Origin of the sequence: Pseudomonas sp. JBR1 (genome assembly GCF_028198185.1) — a bacterium.
Lineage (GTDB): Bacteria > Pseudomonadota > Gammaproteobacteria > Pseudomonadales > Pseudomonadaceae > Chryseomonas > Chryseomonas oryzihabitans_E.
Genome location: NZ_CP116340.1, coordinates 4,699,158 through 4,718,512 on the forward strand (window position 1 = coordinate 4,699,158; position 19,355 = coordinate 4,718,512).

Annotated in this window: 13 protein-coding genes; 5 read left to right on the forward strand and 8 right to left on the reverse strand. The window is 66.8% G+C overall.

The window, feature by feature from the left end; all coding sequences use genetic code 11:
• Positions 1-231: 231 nt before the first annotated feature.
• Positions 232-2,511, reverse strand: coding sequence for a beta-glucosidase BglX (gene bglX / locus PJ259_RS21710; protein ID WP_271654141.1), 2,280 nt, complete (start codon positions 2,509-2,511; stop codon positions 232-234).
• Positions 2,512-2,658: 147 nt separating this feature from the next.
• Positions 2,659-3,936, reverse strand: coding sequence for a glucarate dehydratase family protein (locus PJ259_RS21715; protein WP_271654142.1), 1,278 nt, complete (start codon positions 3,934-3,936; stop codon positions 2,659-2,661).
• Between the two features lie 185 nt (positions 3,937-4,121).
• Between PJ259_RS21715 and PJ259_RS21720 the strand changes: the two genes are divergently transcribed.
• Together PJ259_RS21720 and PJ259_RS21725 are read left to right on the forward strand one after the other, a co-directional pair.
• Positions 4,122-5,783: a VRR-NUC domain-containing protein gene (locus PJ259_RS21720; protein ID WP_271654143.1), complete on the forward strand. Its 1,662-nt coding sequence runs from the start codon at positions 4,122-4,124 to the stop codon at positions 5,781-5,783.
• On the forward strand, positions 5,780-8,053 hold the full coding sequence (locus PJ259_RS21725; protein ID WP_271654144.1) for an ATP-dependent DNA helicase: 2,274 nt from the start codon (positions 5,780-5,782) through the stop codon (positions 8,051-8,053). Before PJ259_RS21720 ends, PJ259_RS21725 begins: the two co-directional genes overlap by 4 nt.
• Positions 8,054-8,346: 293 nt before the next feature.
• Here PJ259_RS21725 and PJ259_RS21730 read toward each other — a convergent pair whose 3' ends face one another.
• Positions 8,347-8,730, reverse strand: a complete 384-nt coding sequence (locus PJ259_RS21730; RefSeq protein WP_271654145.1) for a glyoxalase superfamily protein — start codon at positions 8,728-8,730, stop codon at positions 8,347-8,349.
• Between the two features lie 241 nt (positions 8,731-8,971).
• On the opposite strand from PJ259_RS21730, the gene PJ259_RS21735 reads away from it, so the two are divergent.
• Positions 8,972-10,606, forward strand: coding sequence for a glucan biosynthesis protein D (locus tag PJ259_RS21735; RefSeq protein WP_271654146.1), 1,635 nt, complete (start codon positions 8,972-8,974; stop codon positions 10,604-10,606).
• Positions 10,607-10,707: 101 nt separating this feature from the next.
• Here the strand turns inward: PJ259_RS21735 and PJ259_RS21740 are convergent, their stop codons facing one another.
• The 5 genes from PJ259_RS21740 to PJ259_RS21760 all read right to left on the reverse strand — a co-directional run bounded on the left by PJ259_RS21740 (position 10,708) and on the right by PJ259_RS21760 (position 15,902).
• Complete coding sequence (locus PJ259_RS21740; protein WP_271654147.1) at positions 10,708-11,442, reverse strand: GGDEF domain-containing protein; 735 nt, start codon at positions 11,440-11,442, stop codon at positions 10,708-10,710.
• On the reverse strand, positions 11,439-11,828 hold the full coding sequence (locus PJ259_RS21745; RefSeq protein ID WP_059313949.1) for a DUF1987 domain-containing protein: 390 nt from the start codon (positions 11,826-11,828) through the stop codon (positions 11,439-11,441). The genes PJ259_RS21740 and PJ259_RS21745 overlap by 4 nt, the downstream gene beginning before the upstream one ends.
• Before the next feature lie 17 nt (positions 11,829-11,845).
• Positions 11,846-12,409: a SiaB family protein kinase gene (locus tag PJ259_RS21750; RefSeq protein ID WP_059313950.1), complete on the reverse strand. Its 564-nt coding sequence runs from the start codon at positions 12,407-12,409 to the stop codon at positions 11,846-11,848.
• Positions 12,410-12,413: 4 nt separating this feature from the next.
• Complete coding sequence (locus PJ259_RS21755; RefSeq protein WP_271654148.1) at positions 12,414-13,640, reverse strand: SpoIIE family protein phosphatase; 1,227 nt, start codon at positions 13,638-13,640, stop codon at positions 12,414-12,416.
• Positions 13,641-13,757: 117 nt separating this feature from the next.
• Positions 13,758-15,902, reverse strand: a complete 2,145-nt coding sequence (locus tag PJ259_RS21760) for a polysaccharide biosynthesis tyrosine autokinase (RefSeq protein WP_271654149.1) — start codon at positions 15,900-15,902, stop codon at positions 13,758-13,760.
• A gap of 557 nt (positions 15,903-16,459) precedes the next feature.
• Here PJ259_RS21760 and PJ259_RS21765 point away from each other — a divergent pair.
• Both PJ259_RS21765 and PJ259_RS21770 read left to right on the forward strand, forming a co-directional pair.
• Positions 16,460-18,037, forward strand: a complete 1,578-nt coding sequence (locus tag PJ259_RS21765; protein ID WP_271654150.1) for a hypothetical protein — start codon at positions 16,460-16,462, stop codon at positions 18,035-18,037.
• 37 nt (positions 18,038-18,074) lie between these two features.
• A complete protein-coding gene (locus tag PJ259_RS21770; RefSeq protein WP_271654151.1) occupies positions 18,075-19,346 on the forward strand; it encodes a hypothetical protein in 1,272 nt (423 codons plus the stop codon).
• Positions 19,347-19,355: the final 9 nt, after the last annotated feature.

A 19,355-nucleotide genomic window follows, 5' to 3' on the forward strand; every position in this document is an offset into this window, starting at 1 on the left:
GCCCGGCGGGCCGGATTCAAGGTGCGTACCCTTTCCCTCACCCCAACCCTCTCCCAGAGGGAGAGGGGGCGGCAAAGGCGCGAAGGGAGGCGGCGGCATCGAGAGGTACGCTTTTATCCCCTCTCACCCTGGGAGAGGGGGCGGTAAAAGCGTGAAGGGAGGTGGGGCGGTATCAAGATGCACGCTTTACCCCCTCTCCCTTTGGGAGAGGGTTGGGGTGAGGGCAGCCCCCTAGAGCAACGTGAAACTCCCTTCCCGCACCCGCTCCGAATCCAGGCCGACCATCACCTTGAATTCGCCCGGTTCCGAGACCAGCTTGAGGTCGTTGTTGTAGAAGCGCAGGTCCGCCTCGGTGATGGGAAAGTCCAGCTCGCGACTCTCGCCCGGTTGCAGCATCACCTTCTGGAAGCCCTTGAGCTCCTTGACCGGTCGCGCCAGGGAGGCGGTCACGTCGTGCAGGTAGAGCTGCACGACGGTGGCGCCGGCGCGGGTGCCGGTGTTCTTGACCGTGACCTTGGCAGTCAGGGTGCCGCCCTTCTTCAGGGTGGCGCTGGATAGTTGCGGCGCCGAGACGTCGAAAGTGGTGTAGCTCAGGCCATAGCCGAAGGGGTAGAGCGGGCCGTTGACGATGTCGAAGTAGCGCGAGGTGTACTTGTTCGGCTTGGCCGCGTCGAAGGGCCGGCCGCTGCTCAGGTGGTTGTAGTACAGCGGCACCTGGCCCACTTCGCGGGGAAAGGTCATGGTCAGCTTGCCGGACGGGTTGTGGTCGCCGAACAGCACATCGGCCACGGCGTTGCCGCCCTCGGTGCCGGGGAACCAGGCTTCCAGCAGCGCGTTGGCCTGCTCCTGTTCCCATTCCAGGGCCAGCGGGCGGCCATTCATCAGCACCAGCACCAGCGGCTTGCCGGTGGCCTTGAGCGCCTTGATCAGCTCACGCTGGGTGTCGGGCACGCTGATGCGGGCGCGGCTGGAGGCCTCGTGGGCCATGCCCTGCGACTCGCCGACCACGGCCACCACCACGTCGGCCTGGCGCGCGGTGGCCACGGCTTCGGCGATCAATTCGCTGGCGCTGCGCGGGTCCACCGCGACCGCGGGTTCATAGGAGTTGAGGTAGGCCAGCACATCGCGGTCGTCCAGCAGGTTGGCGCCCTTGGCATAGAGCACCTTGCCCTGGCCGGCCACGGCGTTTTCCAGCCCATGGCGGATGGAGACCGCCTGGGCGGCCACGCCAGCGGCGGACCAGTTGCCCATGACGTCGCGCGGGCTGTCGGCCAGCGGACCGACCACGGCCAGGGTGGCGCCCTTGCGCAGCGGCAGGACGGCCTTCTCGTTCTTCAGCAGCACCAGGCTCTCGCGGGCCACCTGGCGCGCCTCGGCGCGGTGCAGGCGCGATTCGGCGTTGGTGTCGACCGGGTCCTGGCCCTGCAGGCGACGGTAGGGGTCGTCGAACAGGCCCAGGCGGTACTTGGTCAGCAGCATGTCGCGCACGGCCTGGTCGATCTCGGCCTGGGTCACCTTGCCGGCCGCCAGCAGGGCGGGCAGCTGCTTGCCATAGACGTCGTCGTGCATGTTCAGCTCGACACCGGCCTTGAGCGCCTGCTCGGCGGCGTCGCGGGTGTCCTTGGCCACGCCGTGCAAGACCAGTTCGTTGATGGCGCCGTGATCGCTGATCAACAGGCCCTGGTAGTTCCAGTCCTTGCGCAAGAGGTCCTGCAGCAGCCAGCGATTGGCCGTGGCCGGAACGCCGTTGATGCTGTTCAGGGCCACCATCACCGCGCCGGCTCCGGCCTCGGCGGCGGCGCGATAGGGTGGCAGGTAGTCCTGCATCAGCCGCTGCGGACTCATGTCGACGTTGCTGTAGTCACGCCCAGCTTCCACCGCGCCGTAACCGCCGAAGTGCTTGATGCTGGCCATGAGGCTGTCGGGCGCGCGCAGGTCGTTGCCCTGGTAGGCGCGTACCAGGGTGGCGCCGATGCGCGAGGTCAGCCAGGTGTCCTCGCCGAAGGTCTCGGAGGCACGGCCCCAGCGCGGTTCGCGGGTGACGTCAACGGTGGGGGAGAAGGTCAGGTCGAGGCCGTCGGCGGCCGCCTCGATGGCGGAGATGTGCGCGCTGGTGGCGATGGCGTCGAGATTCCAGGTGCTGGCCAGGCCCAGGTTGATGGGGAAGATGGTGCGCATGCCGTGGATGACGTCATAGGCATAGAACAGCGGGATCTTCAGCCGGCTGTGCACGACCTGGTCCTGCATCTGGCGGATGTCGGGGCGGGTCACGGTGTTGAACATGGCGCCCACCTTGCCGGCGCGGATGTCCGCCATGATGGCTTCTTTGGGATAGTCCGGCCCGACGCTCACCAGATTGAGCTGGCCGATCTTTTCCTCCAGGGTCATCTTCGCCAGCAGGGCGTCGACGTAGGCGCGCGCCGGATCGGCGTCTTGCGCCGAGGCGAGGGTGGCACCGATGGCCAGTCCCAGGCCGAGCATGAGTGCGGTGAGGCGTGGTGCGTTCAACATCTTCCCCCGATTCCCTGTGCGTATTTTTTCGTTGTTCTTGGGCACTGTCGTGCGCCGCCGATTGTACACAGCGAAGGGGCGGGAGGCGGAGCCGTCGACGGCCGGCGCGGGGCCGGTCGTCCGGGCTCGGGTGGGCTGCTGGAGGCGTCAGAAGCGCGGCTTGCGCGTCTCCCAGTCCGGCTGGTACTTGCGCATCTGGCGCACGTCGTCGCGGCTGCGGATGTCGATGGCGAGGAACTGCTCATGCAGCTTGGCCAGTTGCTCCTGATCCAGCTCCACACCCAGGCCGGGGGCGTCGGTGATCGCCACGCAGCCGTTGCGGATCGGCAGCTTGCCGCCCTGGATGACTTCCTCGTCCTCTTCCTGCCACGGGTAGTGGGTGTCGCAGGCATAGGCGAGATTGGGCACGGCGGCGGCCACATGGGTCATGGCCATGAGGCTGATGCCCAGGTGCGAGTTGGAGTGCATGGAGACGCCCAGGCCAAAGGTGTCGCACATCCGCGCGAGGATCTGGGTATCCCGCAGGCCGCCCCAGTAGTGGTGGTCGGCGAGCACGATCTGCACGCTGTTCTGCGCCACGCTGCGGCGGAATTCGTCGAAGTCGGTGACCACCATGTTGGTGGCCAGGGGAATGCCGGTGCGCCGATGCAGTTCGGCCATGCCGTCGAGGCCGGGGGTCGGGTCCTCGTAGTACTGGAGGTCGCCCGCCAGGACCTCGGCGATGCGCAGGGACGTTTCCAGCGACCAGTTGCCGTTGGGGTCGATCCGCAGCGGTGCCTGGGGAAAGGCCTGGCGCAGTGCCTTGATGCAGGCCGCTTCGTGATCCGGGCCAAGCAGGGTGCCGGCCTTGAGCTTGATGCTCTGGAAGCCGTTCTCCTCGATCATCCGCGCGGCCTGGGCCACCACCTGCTCGGGGCTGATGGCCTCGCCCCAGCGATCGGGCGGGTAGGGAGCGTCGATGTGCTCGGCGTACTTGAGGAACAGGTAGGCGCTGAAGGGGACTTCGCGGCGCACCGCGCCACCGAGCAGCTCCACCAGCGGAATGCCCAGGGAGCGTGCCTGCAGATCGAGGAAGGCCACCTCGAAGGCGGAATAGGCATTGGCCACCTGCTTGCTCGGATGGGAGCCGGGCGCCAGCTCCGCACCGGCCACCACGCCGCCGGCGAGACTGGCGACGGTCTCCACCACCCGCGCGCGCAGGCCATTGAGATCCCAGGCGGAGAGGCCGACCAGGCTGCTTTCCATGGCCTTGAGCACTGCCAGCACCGGGGCGTCGCCGTAGCTTTCGCCGAGGCCGATGTAGCCGTTGTCGCCTTCCACCTCGATGATGGATCTCAGCGCATAGGGTTCGTGGATGCCGCTGGCATTGAGCAGCGGCGCATCGCGAAAGGCGATGGGGGTGACTTTGATGCGTTTGATCTTCACGCTCAGACTCCTGGACTTGTAATTATGACGGCGGTCTTTGTCAGTCATCGTATGACTACTGGTCGGCTTCTTCAACCTGGAAATCGCACGACCGCCTGGGCGAACGACCGCGCATCGCTTCAGGGTTGCCCGCTCCGGTCGGGGCTGGATAAATAGCCAGCCGCTCGCCTATTGCCCGTGTCGTCATGAACGCTCCGCTCGAAGATCCCCTCTATTATCTGCACAACTTCCAGCGGGTACTGGACTGGGTTGCCCTGCGCTATCCCGATCTGCTCGATGACCACGAGCAGGGTTTCATCGCGGCCTTCGCCGACTTGCCACAGCCCTCGCGGGCATTGCTGGTGCGCTTGGTAATGCGCAAGGGCGAGGTGTTCCGCGCCAGCAAGCTGGTCTACAGCGAGATCGGCTGCCCGCGTGCCGCCGCCTTGCCGCTGGTGGACCTTGGCTGGCTGCTTTCCGATCCCGAATTGCACCTGATCGAACTCTTCGCCCTGCTGCGCAAGGAAGAACTGCTCGGCTGTTTCGGCGCCCGCCTGCCCAAGGCCGGCCGCAAGGAAGACTGGCTGGCCCGCCTGGAAGCCGAACAGGCCACGCCCCTGGCCTTCAGCGGCTGGGCCGGCACGGTGCCGGAGCTGGTGGAAGAGGGCGTCTGGCGCCTGACGCTGATGGATCTCTGCGACCGCCTGCGCCTGCTGTTCTTTGGCAATCTGCACCAGGACTGGACCGACTTCGTGCTGGCCGATCTGGGCATCTTCCAGTACGAGACGGTGGCCTTCAGTGCTGAATCCCGCGCCTTCGGGCAGCGGCACGAGGTGGATGCCTATCTGCATATCCAGCGCTGTCGCCAGGCGCTGCGCGATGGCCTGCCAGCCGCCGAACTGCTGCCACTGCTGCCCGCCGAGCGCTTTGCCAACACCTGGCTGGAATTGCGTCGGGGCAAGCTGCTCCACGAACTGGCCCAGCACCACGAGCGCCTCGGCGAACTGGCCCAGGCGCAGGCGCTCTATGCCGCCTCGGCGCATCCCGAGTCGCGTATTCGCGCTTTGCGCATGCTCGAACGGCTGGAGGACTGGCCCGCCGCCCAGGCGCTGGCGGAAGCCATCGCCGCCGCACCGGCCCATGACGCCGAGCGCCAGCAGGTGGCGCGTATCCTGCCGCGGCTGGTGCGCAAGCAAGGTGGCCCGCCCAACAAACGCCGCCCCGCCAGCCCGGTGGAGCGCCTCGATTTCGAACTGGTCAACGACGGCCTGCGCCGGGTCGAGTGGCTGGTGCGCGAGCACCTGGGCCGCGACGAGGCGCCGGTGCACTATGTGGAAAACACCCTGCTCACCAGCCTCTTCGGCCTGCTGTGCTGGGACGCCATCTTCCTGGCTATCCCCGGCGCCTTCTTCCACCCCTATCAGCGCGAGCCGGCCGACCTGCGTCTGCCGGGCTTCCGCGAACGCCGCGCCGAGGCCTTCGCCGCCTGCCTGGCGCGGCTGGACGATGGCTCCTACGCGGCGGTGATCCGCGAGCGTTTCGCCGCCAAGCGCGGCCTGGCCTCGCCCTTCGTCGCCTGGGGCATCCTCGGCAGCGACTTGCTCGACCAGGCCCTGGCCTGCCTGCCGGCGCGTCACCTGCGCCTGTGCTTCGAGCGGCTGCTGGAGGATCCGGAAAACAACCGCACCGGCTTGCCCGACCTGATCCAATTCTGGCCAGCGGAAGGCCGCTACCGGATGATCGAGGTCAAGGGCCCGGGCGACCGCCTGCAGGACAACCAGCGCCGCTGGCTGGACTTCTTCGCCGCCCATGACATCCCGGTCAGCGTCTGCCACGTGCAGTGGCAGGTGGCCGCGACCTCCGCATGAGCTATCGCATCGCCGTTCGCGCCCTCTGCGAATTCACCGCCAAGGCCGGCGACCTGGATCTCAGGTTCACCCCGTCGCCCACCGCCCTGGAAGGTATCGAAGGCCACCAGCGGGTGGCGGCGCGGCGCGGTCCCGGCTATGAGCGCGAGGTCAGCCTGCAGGGCGACTTCGAGGACCTGCAGGTGCGTGGTCGCGCCGATGGCTTCGACGCCGCTGCCAATCGCCTGGAAGAGATCAAGACCCACAGGGGCAGCCTGGACCGCCAGCCCGGCAACCATCGTCACCTGCATTGGGCCCAGGCCAAGGTTTATGGGCATCTGCTTTGCCAGAGTCGTGAGTTATCCGGGCTGACCCTGGCGCTGGTCTATTTCGACATCGGCAGTGGCGCCGAGACCGTCTTCACCGAAGCCTGGACGGCGGCCGATCTGGCTGAGCACTTCGCCTTGCAGTGCTCGCGCTTTCTCGCCTGGGCGCGCCAGGAGCTGGCCCATCGCGCCGCGCGCAATGAGGCGCTGGCGACCCTGGCCTTTCCCCATGCCGACTTCCGCCACGGCCAGCGGCCGCTGGCGGAAGCCGTCTACAAGGCCGCCAGCGTCGGCTGTTGCCTGCTGGCCCAGGCGCCCACCGGCATCGGCAAGACGGTGGGCACCCTGTTCCCGCTGCTCAAGGCCATGCCGCGGCAGAACCTGGATCGGCTGTTCTTCCTCGCCGCCAAGACCCCCGGCCGCGCCCTGGCCCTGCATGGGCTGGAGTCCCTGGCCGCACCGGTGCGGGTGCTGGAACTGGTGGCGCGGGACAAGGCTTGCGAGCACCCGGAACTGGCCTGCCATGGCGAGTCCTGTCCGTTGGCACGAGGCTTCTACGACCGACTGCCGGCCGCCCGCGCCGCCGCCCTGGCCGAACCCACGCAGCTGACCCGGGCGCGGGTGCGGGAGACCGCCCTGGCCCATGAGGTCTGCCCCTACTACCTGGCCCAGGAACTGGCGCGCTGGAGCGACGTGGTGGTGGGCGACTACAACTACTATTTCGACGGCAGTGCCATGCTCCATGCCCTGGCCCAGACCCAGGAGTGGCGGGTCGGGGTGCTGGTGGACGAAGCCCACAACCTGCTCGACCGCGCCCGTGGCATGTACAGCGCCAGTCTTGACCAGCGTCGTCTGGCCGCCGGCAAGAGCGTGGCACCACCGGCAATCGCCAAGAGCCTGCAGGCGCTCAATCGCGAATGGAACCGCCTGCACAAGGAGCAGCAGGTCGACTACCAGGTGCAGGCGGAATTGCCCGCCGCCTTCCTCACCGCCCTGCAACGGGTGGTGGGTCTGCTCACCGAGCATTTCGGCGAACCCGGCCAGCCCCCGGCGCCGGAGTTGCAGACGCTGTTCTTCGACCTGCTGCAGTTCATGCGCTTGGGCGAGACCTTTGGCGATCACTCGCTGTTCGATGTCACCCTGCTCAAGGGCCGTGGCAAGGCGCAGTCGCAACTCAACCTGCGTAACCTGGTGCCGGCACCCTTCGTCGGCCCGCGGCTGGCGGCGGCCCACAGCTGCACCCTGTTCTCCGCCACCCTGATTCCCCAGCATTTTCACCGCGACCTGCTCGGGATCCCGGTTGGCAGTGCCTGGGTCGATGTCGCCTCGCCCTTCGCCGCCGAGCAGCTGGAGGTGCGCCTGGTGCGGCTCTCCACCCGCTACGCCGACCGCGCCGCCTCCCGCGTACCCATCGCCGCCCTGATCGCCAGCCGCTATCGCCAGCGACCGGGCAACTACCTGGCCTTCTTCAGCAGCTTCGACTACCTCGACCAGGTGGCCGAAGCCCTGGCCGAATTGGCACCTGACGTCCCCCAGTGGCGCCAATCGCGCGGTATGGACGAAGCCGCGCGCCAGGCCTTTCTCGACCGTTTCCAGGCTGATGGCCGTGGTATCGGTTTCGCCGTTCTGGGCGGCAGTTTCGGCGAGGGCATCGACCTGCCCGGCGACCGCCTGATTGGCGCTTTCGTCGCCACCCTGGGCCTGCCCCAGCTCAATCCGGTCAACGAACAGCTGCGCCAGCGCCTGCAGCGGCGCTTCGGTGATGGCTATCGCTACGCCTATCTCTATCCAGGACTACAGAAGGTCATCCAGGCCGCCGGCCGGGTGATCCGTACCGTGCAGGACCGCGGCTGCCTCTACCTCATCGACGACCGATTCACCCAGCCCGAGGTCAGGGCGCTGCTGCCGACCTGGTGGCAGGTGGAGGAGGGCACGGTGCCCCTGTTGGAGCCGTTGCCGGCCTGAGGCCGTTGGGCTTCGCTGCGCTCAGCCCAACCTACGAATGAGACGGTGACCGTGGGTGGTGCCTTTCCCTCACCCCAACCCTCTCCCCGAGGGAGAGGGAGAGGGAGAGGGAGAGGGAGAGGGAGAGGGAGCGGAGCGGCAGGGGGGCGTGACGCCGGCGTAGGGTGGAAAACCGCGTAGCGTTTTCCACGAAGTGTGCCTGCCCTGATAGCCAAGTCCATCCAGGGTCTCCCGTAGGTTGGGTTGAGACAGCTCCACCGTCGAAGCCCAACGAAGCGGGCCCGCGCCGGGGGCTAACCCGCCACCTCGTCCTCGCAAAACCTCAACCTGTTGTCAAAGGGATCGGCGATCTCCATCACCAGGCCCCAGGGCAGTTCCTCGATGCTCGGGCGGGCGAAGCCGTAATCCTTGGCCAGCAGCTCGGTCTGCAGGGCGCGGATGCCGGTCAGCCGTACGAAGACCGTCGAGCCGGGACAGGCGTCGCCATGATGGCCGGAAAGATGCAGGCGCAGACCGGCCCGCTCGACCTCGGCGTAGAGCGGCAATCCCGGCTCGAAGCGATGCTCCCAGACCAGGCGGAAGCCCAGGAAGCTGCAATAGAATTCACGCGCCTTTTCGTCATCGAAGATGCGCAGGATGGGGCTGGGTTGCCCGAAGGCGACGGTATCGATGGGCATGGCGGTACTCGACAGGCGCAGAAAGCGCGGTGGGGTGAGCGCCAGGGCGCACCTTTGAGGCTGCCCGGCAACCCGAACTGTGATCCGGAAAGCTTTGGTAACCCCTCTGGCAGGCCAGAGCGTGCGCTAGGCTGCAGTTCACCGGTGCGATGGCGAACCTATCCGGGTATCGTGCATTCTTTTTCTCTCTGGCGGTTCGGCTGGGCCGAATCTTTTCATCCTTAGTGACCAAGGTTGATCCATGCAGCGTCGACACCTGCTCAAAGCGTCCCTGGCCCTGGCGGCCTACACCGGCATTCCTTCCACCGGGCTGTTCGCCCTCCAGGCCTTTGCCAATCCGGCCAATGGCGACGGCCAGGCCTTCGATTTCGACTGGCTCAAGCAGCATGCCAAGGAGCTGGCCGGCAAGGCCTACCAGCCTACCGCCCAGAAGCTGCCCGATACCCTGGCGAACATGACGCCCCAGCAGTTCAACGCCATTGGCTACGATGCCCAGCATTCGCTCTGGCACGACCTCAAGGGCCAGCTGGACGTGCAGTTCTTCCATGTCGGCATGGGCTTCAAGACACCCGTGCACATGTATTCGGTGGACCCCAAGACCAACGAGGCCAAGGAAGTCCACTTCCGCCCCGAGTTGTTCAACTACAACGACAGCGGTGTCGACAAGAGCCAGCTCAAGGGCGACCTGGGCTTTGCTGGCTTCAAGCTGTTCAAGGCGCCGCACCTGGCCCAGTACGACATCGTCTCCTTCCTGGGCGCCAGCTACTTCCGCGCCGTCGACAAGACCCGCCAGTACGGCCTTTCGGCCCGTGGCCTGGCCATCGATACCTACGCCGATCGGCCCGAGGAATTCCCGGATTTCACCAAGTTCTGGTTCGTCACCCCGAACAAGAACAGCACCCGCTTCGTGGTCTATGCGCTGCTGGATTCGCCCAGCGCCACCGGTGCCTATCGCTTCGACATCGACTGCCTGAACGACCGGGTGGTGATGGACGTGGACGCCAACGTCAACGCCCGTCGCGACATCAAGCAACTGGGCATCGCGCCCATGACCAGCATGTTCAGCTGTGGCACCCACGAGCGCCAGAGCTGCAACACCTACCATCCGCAAATCCACGACTCCGACCGCCTGGCCATGTGGAAGGGCAACGGCGAGTGGATCTGCCGCCCGCTGAACAACCCGCCCAAGCTGCAATTCAACGCCTTCAAGGACGACAGTCCCAAGGGCTTCGGCCTGGTGCAGACCGATCACGAGTTCGAAAGCTACCAGGACGTCATGGTCCGCTACGACCGCCGGCCGAGCCTGTGGGTCGAGCCCACCTCCGCGTGGGGCGAGGGTGCCATCCAGTTGCTGGAGATCCCCACCACCGGCGAGACCCTGGACAACATCGTGGCCTTCTGGGCTCCGGCCGAGACCATCACCGCCGGCAAGTCGCTGCACTATGGCTACAAGCTGCACTGGAGCGCGTTGCCACCGGTGAGCACCCCGCTGGCGCGGGTCTACGCGACCCGTTCCGGGATCGGCGGCTTCCCCGAAGGCTGGGCGCCCGGTGAGCATTGGCCGAAGGTCTGGGCACGGCGCTTCGCCATCGACTTCAATGGTGGCGGCCTGTCCTTCCTGCCCGAGGGCACCGGCATCGAGCCGGTGGTGACCGCCACCGACGGCAAGGTGCAGGATTTCCATGTGCTCAAGATCGACGAGATCGGCGGCTACCGGGTGATCTTCGACTGGTACCCCACCAGCGACAAGACCGACCCGGTGCAGCTCCGCGCCTTCATCCGGACCCAGGACCGCGCCCTGAGCGAAACCTGGCTGTACCAGTACTTCCCGCCAGCGCCCGACCAGCGCCGCTATCCGGACTGGAAGCAGTCCTAAGCGGCTGACCTGAAAAAGCCGCTGTGCCTCGCCAGGCGCAGCGGCTTTTTTTCGTCTCGCGAAAAGCCAGGCGGGTCGTGATCGCCCACGGATGGATGCCGCTAGTCGGCCAGCATCACCTGGTTGCGCCCGCCGCGCTTGGCCTGATAGAGCGCCGCATCGGCCAGGCTGTAGGCGATCTCGAACTCGGTGCCCGGCGCATTCAGGCTGAGGCCGAAGCTGGCGGTCACCGGCGCCGGCCCTGTCGTGTCCTGGGCGATGCGCAGGCGCAGGCGCTCGGTCATGGCCAGGGCTTCGTCCCGCGCCGTGGTTGGCAGCAAGACGGTGAATTCCTCGCCGCCTACCCGGCCGACGATGGCCGGCGCCTGGACGATCTCCTGCAGACAGCGGGCGATGGCCTGGATAACCCGGTCTCCGACCGGATGGCCGAATTCGTCGTTGATGCGTTTGAAGTGATCGATGTCCAGCACGATCATGGCGCCGCCACCCTGGCGCAGGGCCTGGCCCGCCTGGTCGATGACCGCGCCGCGATTGAGCACCCCGGTCAGGGCATCGTGGGTGGCTCGGTACTCCAGCTGTTGGGTGAGGGTCTGCAACTGCTGGTTGAGGGCATTCATCTCGCGCTCGGCGCGGTCGCTGCGCGCGATCAGCCGGCGTGTCTCGCGCATCAGCCGCTCGAAGTGCAGGGTCAGGTCGCCCAGCGCGGCTCGGTAGCGTTCGGCGTCGGCGTCATCGGCCGTATAGAGTGCGCGTGCCGCCTGCAGGACCCCGGCCTCCTGCTCGAACAGGTCGGGGCCTGGATCGGCCGGGCTATAGCGCCGGACGCTGGCGGTCATGCCGGCAGCTCGGGATGCTCGACGAACGCCAGGGCCTGGAAGTCCAGCCGCAACTCTTCGCCGAACTCCTGGATGGTCTCGTCTTCGGCATCGTAGTACCAGTGTAGCTCCACCCGGTTGCCGGCCTGGGCCGCCTGGTCCAGGGCGTCGAACAGGGTGAACAGCATCTTGGTGCTGGAACTGTTGAAGTAGGCGAGGGCGACATGTACCAGCAGCGTGGCCTCCTGCCGCTGGTCGAGATAGGCGCGTAGCTGCTCGATCACGGGCAGATAGAAGGCGGCGGCGTTTTCCGGAAAGGATTCACCCTTGAGCCAAAGCACGTCTTCGGCGAAGCGGAAATCCACCTCGGGCGACGTGGGCGTGGGGGCGATGAACAGATTGTCCATACGAGAGTAGGCCCTGGTCAGATGATGGCTTTCAGGCAGAACAGGGCGGTGCCCGGATTCCGCGTGGACGGATGGAAGGCGAACTCCAGCGGCGCGCTGGCATCGCGCGCCATGGTCAGGAAGCCCAGGCCGGCGCCCTTGCTGTCGGTGGGGGTCTCGGCGCGCAGGGACTCGCGGTAGGCCTGCTTGATCTGCTCGATCGACATGCTGCACAGGGGTTCGAGGCGTGCGCGCAGGGCCTGGACCTTGTCGCTGACGATGGGATTGGCGCAGAGCATCTGGTAGTTGCCGTCCTGGCGGGTGATACAGACCGAACCCTGGCCCAGCTTGGCGTCCGCGAGCGTGTCCGGGGGCAGGGCATCGGCGGAATAGTGCAGGACGTTCTGTGACAGTTCGATGAAGGAGGAAAACAGCTTGCGCCGGGTGGCGCCGCTGATGCCCTCGAATTCCAGTTGCAGTTTCACCACCTCGGCCATGGCGGCGACGATGCCATGGGAGAAGTAACCGTGGTGATAGAAGATCACCTGTTGCTGCTGGGCGATCTCCAGGAAGGCCCCGTTCTCGGCTAGGGAGGTCAGCATGACGTCAGTCCACGCGGATGCAGAAGAGGGTAAGGTCGTCGCGGCGCTGCTCGTCGCCTTGCCAGGCGGCGAGATCGTCGGCGAGTTGCTGGCAGAACACCGCGGTCGGCGCCGTGCGCAAGTCGGTCAGCCGATTCAGGGCGCGTTTCTTGCCGAAGGAGGTGCGTCGCGGGCCGCCGATCTGGTCGAGCAGGCCATCGGTGGTGGCGAACAGCAGGCTTCCCGGTGGCAGCGGCAGGGTGGTGGCTGGCCAGCACTGCTCCAGCGGGCTGTCGGCATACCCCAGGCCCAGGCGCAGGGGAGCCAGGGTCAGGACCTCCGCGGCGTCGGGCGCCAGGAGATGGAGCGGCAGGCGGGCGCCCGCATAGGTCAGGCCGTGGCCGTGGCGATCCACCCAGAAGCAGGCCAGGTCCAGGCCGTCGTTGGATTCGGAGATGCCCCCGGATTGCCCGAGCATCGCCTTGACACTCACGTTGATCGCCGCCAGCAGGGCGGAAGGATCACGCGGCCCCAGTTGTTGCAGGGCCTGGGTCAGGGAGGACGAGGCGATCATGGTCATGAAGGCGCCGGGCACCCCATGGCCGGTGCAGTCGGCGATGGCGCCGAACCAGCCGTCTTCGTATTGGGCGAAGTGATAGAAGTCGCCGCCGACCACGTCGCGCGGCTGCCAGACCAGGGTGGCGTCCTGGGCCATCACCGCCAGGGTCTCGCGAGAACTGCGCAGCATGGCCCGCTGGATGACGCTGGCGTATTCGATGCTGTGCATGATCTGGCGATTCTTCTCGGCCTGCAGATCCGCGACGATGCGCATCAGCTGCACGCCCAGGCCGAGGCCGACGAAGCGGCCTTCACGGGTGACGATGAAGCCATCGGCCAGCGCCTTCTCGCCCACCTCGACGGTGCGGCGGGTCAGCTCCTCGATGGACAGGCCGGCGTCCACCACCAGGGGTTCCTTGTCCATGAAGGCGATGCAGCTCTTGCGATCGTAGACTTCCCGGTGATACGGCTTGCTCATCTGCGAGAGGAAGATGTCGCGGTTGATGAGCCCGATCGGCCGGTCGTTCTCGATCACCGCGAGGCTGGTGATCTCGCGCCGCTCGTTGAACAGGTCCATGACCCTGGCATTGGTGTGCTCGGCCTCGACCGCCGGCCATTGCGTACAGAGATCCAGGGCGCTGCGCTGACAGGGGCGGAAGGCCGCGCGGGAGGAAGGCAGGGGAGCGGACGACATCGATAAGAATCCGTTCTCGGGAGGTCGATGCAGCCTAGGGGCTCCGTATTGAGCTTTGATGACAGGGGATGGCCAGGCGCCATCATCGCGCTGCACCTGGCCTTGGGCGCTGGCGCTTCAACTCACCAGCAACCCCAGGGAGCCGCGGGCGAACGGTTGGGGCGGGACGGCATTGAGCACCGCGCCTTGCAGGACCAGGCCGCTGTGGGCGAACTGGCGCTGGGTCGCCTCGATTTCCTTGGCCGTGTTGCAGCCATGGCGCGACACCAGCAGGCAGGTGCCGGCCTGGGCGGCGAGCAGTACCGCATCGGTCACCGCCAGCACCGGTGGGGTATCGAGGATCACCAGTTCGTAGTCCTGCTGCAGCCCACGCAGTAGCTCGGTACAGCGTGAGCTCATCAGCAGTTCGGCTGGATTGGGCGGCCGGATGCCCCCCACCAGGCAATCCAGGCCGGCGATTACCGTGGGCTGAATCGCCTGCTCGGGTGTCGCCAGGCCGGCCAGCACCTCGGCAAGGCCCGGGCGGCGCGTCAGTTGCAGGCGACGGTGCAGGCGCCCGCGACGGAGGTCGGCGTCCACCAGCAGCACCCGCATTCCGCCTTCCGCCAAGACCCGGGCCAGCTGCACGGCCACCGAGGACTTGCCGGCGCCCGGGCTGGCGCTGGTGATCAGCAGCAGGTCATTGCGCGCCTCGGTACGGGCGAAGGCCAGGCTGGTGCGCAGGATCCGCAGGGCCTCCTGATAGCCGGCATCGAGCGGCGTCTGCAGCGGTCCTCCGGCCTGGCGACTCGGCGCCAGGGGCAGTTGCGCCAGCACTGGCAGGCCGAGTTCTTCCAGGCTTCCAGCGTCCTCGATGCCACGCTCCAGGCTGGCGCGCAGATAGACCCAGGCGCCGCCGGCCAGGCAGCCGAAGAGCAGGGCGCTGAGGATCAGCAAGGGTTTCTTCGGGTAGACCGGCGCAATCTGGGTATAGGCGTAGTCGATGATGCGCACATCGCTCACCGTGCCGGCTCGCACCACCGACAACTCCTGGATGCGCCTGCTGATCAGCGCATAGACCTTGTCTGCCGCCTCCACCTCGCGTTGCAGGCGCAGCACCTCCTGCTGGGTCTGCGGCAATTGGCCCAGGCGCCGTTGCAGGACCTGGCGCTGGCGATTCAACACCTGGCGCCGCGCCAGCAGGGTCTGGTACAGCGGGTGGGTGGGGGTGAAGCGCAGGGCCAGGCCCAGGCGCTCCATTTCCAGGGCCGATAGCTGGCCGTCGAGCTCCACCGCCTGGCTCAGCAGGCTGCGTCCCTCCGCGCCGATGGCGATGGAACCTCTTTGCCGCTGGTAGCTGTCCAGGGCCTGGCGGCCGGCACTCAGGCGCTGGTTCACCCGTGGCAGCTCCTGGCGCAGGAAGGCCAGCTGCTGGGTGGACTCGTCCGCATTGCGGGTCACGTCCTGGCGCACATAGGCCTCGGTGAGGCCCTGCAGGATGCGCTGGGCCCGCAGGGCATCGGTATCCTGCAACTGGATCGAGAGGATGCCCGAGCGTTTGCCGCGCTCGCTGACCCTGAGTCGCTCCTGCAGCGCCTGGATGGCCACGCCGCGGCGCTGCTTGACCAGGATGAATTCGGTGCCTGGATAGGCGTGCAACTGGGCGATGTCCAGCCGCAACTCGCCCGCACTGGCCGGCTGCCCCAGGCGGCCCTCCAGCAGGCGGTTCCCCTTGGCATCGGCCAGCACGAAGCGATCGGGTGCCTCGGCGGTGAGGGTGAGCGGCTGGCCATAGAGGGCAGCGGGTACCGTCAGGCTGGCGATCGTGAGCTGCTCTCCGCCCCAGCCGAACCGATGGAGGCCGAACGGCGCGGTGGCTATCGCCGCGCTGGCTCTTTCGTGGCGGCGCGCCAGCCAGTCGCCGAGCAGCGGCACCCGCCGCGGGGTGACGCTGAGGTCGAGGCCCAGGGCATCCACCACCTCGCCAACCACGCGCCGCGAGGTGAGCAACTGCATCTCGGTGATGGCTTCTGGCGGTGGCATGGGCCGGCCGTTGTCCGCGTCATCCAGGCGCACGATGCCACGCTGGTATTCGATCTGCAGGGTCGCCACCGCCTGGTAGCGCGGGGCGGCGAACTGGGCGTAGGCCACGCCCAGCAGGGTGCAGAGGACCACGCAGGCGAGCAGGCCGCGGCGATGGCGCCAGAGCGCGGCGCAATAGCGCGCGAAACCGATGTCCGCGGCGTGAGGAGCAGGGGGTAGAGCCTGATGCGACTTGTCCATGCAGGAGCGGGCCTTGGGCAGGTACGGTGAGGACAGCCGTCGCGGCCGATGCCTGTCCGGAGAGAAGGCGATCGGCGAACCGGGGTCGAGATCTTCACGCCAGGCTGGGCACAGCTGGGAACGCCAGGCGCTGGATCAGGGATCCGCGCCTTGTCGGCTGGAGTGCTGCGTCGACTCTAAGCGAAAGCAAAAGCCAAAAATGTGACACCCCGTGCAGAACGCGCCGGATGCCGGCTTGGCAGCGTCAAGGTGCTAAGGCAGTCTTCTTTGCGACCTGTCATGCCTGCCGACGACGCACTGTGGCAGGCCCTGTTCCTCGACCCTCCAGTGGGGCCGTCGAGCCAGTCTTTGCGTTAAGCGACGTCGCCCCTGGGTGACGCCGTGTTCCTGACGGCTTCTTGAATGTAGTCAGCGGTTGAAGCCCGGTTACCCGCCTGTGTGGCCTCATGCCCACGCGCGGTCCTGTACCGGTTGTACCAGGCCTGCGGAGGGTAGCGCCTGGTTCTTCACTGCCCTGGACGGCGTTCTCGACTGCATGGCTGTCAGGAGACAGGACAATGAGTGTGGCATCTGGCGTTACCCATTCCGGGGTCCGGGTCGGACGATGGCCGTTCTGGTTGGGCGGTCTGGCGGTTGGCCTGTTGTTGCTGGCTGCACTGCTCTGGCGCCTGCCGGATTTCCGCGACGGTACCGGGGCGCAGAATCTCGAAGCCAGCTACCACGTGCTGCTCAGTCTCAATGCCCTGGATGAATCCGGCGTGGCCCGCCATTGGTGGCTGCCCACCATCACCCTGGGTGGCAGCCATGACCAGCAGGTGTCCTGGGGCGCCACCATCCCGACCCACAGTGGCGACTACGTCTACACCAGCTTCAGCAGCTACGGTTTTCTCGCCCCCTATCTGGGGCTCAAGGTCGCCGGCCTGCCGCCTTCACTGCACAACCTCGCGCTGTTCAACGCCGCCCTTGGCGCCCTGACGGCGCTGCTGCTGTTCCGCTTGCTGTACCTGGTCTTGCGCAGCCACGGCGCCAGTCGCGCCCTGGCTGCCGGCACCGCGGTGCTGGGTTGCCTGATCGCGGTGTTCAGTCGCGAGGCACTGCTCTCCCAGGGCCTGCTGTATTGGGTGCAGAGCTTCTACCAGGTGCTGCTGCTGGCCAGCCTGCTGACCTTCTTCCACTACCTCCAGGCACCGGTGGGCCAGCGTACCCGTCTTGGCTGGGTACTGGCCGGCCTGGTCTGTTTCGGCGCCCTGACCGAATGGACCGGCTACGTCTTCGGCGGCGGCCTGGTCGCGCTGTTCTGGCTGCAACGTCGGCAATGGCCGGAAGCGCGGCGGATGGCCTGGCGGCTGGCCTTCGCCACGGCGCTGGCCGGCCTGCTGGTGCTGCTGCACTACAGCCTGGCGGCGGGCCTCCTGCCGACGCTCAAGGCCTTTGCCCGCCGCTTTCTCGCCCGCAGCCCGAACAATGCCCACCTGACCGACTTCTTCGTCGGCTATGGGCTGTCATTCGGGCTGTTCCTGGCGGCAGTGGCCATCGCCCTGGGCGTGCTGGTATGGAAACGGCGGGCGCTGAACTGGCCGCGCAGCACGGCCCTGCTGCTGTCCGCCGCCAGTCTGCCGCTGCTGGAAAACCTGCTGCTGCTGCAGCACGCCACCCAGTTTTCCTTCGACCGTCTCAAGTTCATCTTTCCCGCCGCGCTGGTGCTCGGCCTGGCCTTCATCGCCCTGAAAACCCCCGGGCGCGCTCTGCTTGCCGTCTTGCTGGTGGCAGCCGCGCTGCAGAACGGCCAGACCTATCGCCAGGATCTCTCCGGCTATGCCGGCTGGGCCGCCATCGATCGGCAGAACCAGGCGCTGGTGGGGCTGGTGAAAGGTCAGGTCGCGCTGGACTGCACCCTCATCTCCACCGACATGACGGTGCGCGGCTACGCCAACCTGCTGTTCCACCGCAGCATCCACGAATTGCAGCGCCAGCCACTGGACTACCGCCGCGAGTCGGGGGCCTGTGGCGGGCTCTATCTGGAAGGCCGGGATTTCCGCGTCGACCTGCCTGAATACACCCGTGCCCGCCTGAGTTTGGCGGACGGCCGCCAGCTGACCTACGCCAAGGTCGAGGGTGACTGGCGCCTGCAATGAACGCCTTATCCATGAACACGCTGCGAGGAAACCGGGCATGCCGGGTACGCTGATCAATCGACTGAGTTTTCTGGCCCTGGGTGGCCTGATGGTCCTGCAGTTCGGCGTCTTCGAACAGAGCCCGACCAATCCGGTGGGCATCCGCTACGTGGGCGAGTTGTACCTGGCGATCTGCCTGGGTTTCTTCGTGCTCTTCACCCTGAGCACCTGGCAGCGACCGCAGCGTGACTATCAGCTGCTGATGGGCTTCTGCCTGTTTTCCTCGGCGGTGTTCGTTGGCCTGCCGGCGCTGTTCGCCCAGCTGTTCTGGGGCCAGCCGCTGGTCTATGGCCTCATCGAGGAGCGACGGGTGCTCTACTGCTTCAGCGCCTTTCTGGTGCTCTATCTGGCCAAGCGCCTGAATGCCCCCCAGTTCGAAAACCTGATCATCCTGGTCGGGCTGCTCTCGGCACTGCTGTGCTGGCTGTCCTACTTCAAGATGCTGCCCGACCTGCGCGACGAGGTGAAGGACCTCAGCCGCCCCGGGCGCGCGTCCACGGGCGCGGGGGCCATCTTCTTCGGCTATTTCATCTGCATCTACTTCGCCGGTCGCGGGCGCTCCTTCATCGACGGCCAGCTGCGCCCCAAGCTGCGTCACGGCATGCTGGCGCTGTTCTTTCTGGCGACCATCGTGGTGGTGCTGCAGACCCGCCAGCTGATCGTGGTCTGCCTGGTGTTCACCATCCTCGCCCTGCGCGCGCGGCTGGTCGGTCCGGCGCTGTTCGGCGCCATCATCGTGGCGCCGCTGATCCTCTATCCGCACCTCCTGGAAACCCTCGGCTTCAACCTGGATTTCTATGCGCGCTCGGTGCAGGAAGGGCCAACCGACAACGTTCGGGAAAACACCATTTCCCAGATCATCAACCACCTGCAGCTGTACAACGGCTTGCCCAGTGGCAGCCTGAGCCTGATGTGGAACGACGGCTTCAAGCCGATCTTCGGCGACTACTTCTTCCTCTCCGACGTCGGCATCTTCGGCACCGTGTTCCGCTTCGGCTTCCTGTCCGTCCTGGTCATTCCCATTGGCCTGGCGGTCCATTACCTGGTCGCGCGCAAGCTGAGCCGGGACCTGGAATTCACCCTGGCGGTGTTTCTCGCCTTCATGACCATCTGGCCGCTGCAGGGCCTGTTCGAATACCAGGGCACCGCCGCCTTGCTCTTCGTCATGCAGGCGCTCAAGACCTATCACGGCGCGCCCCAGGTCGGGAGGGTGACCCTGCAGGAGCGACCGGCGGCCCTGCCGTCCGGTCACCAGCCCTTGCCGGTCTAGCGGTCCGTT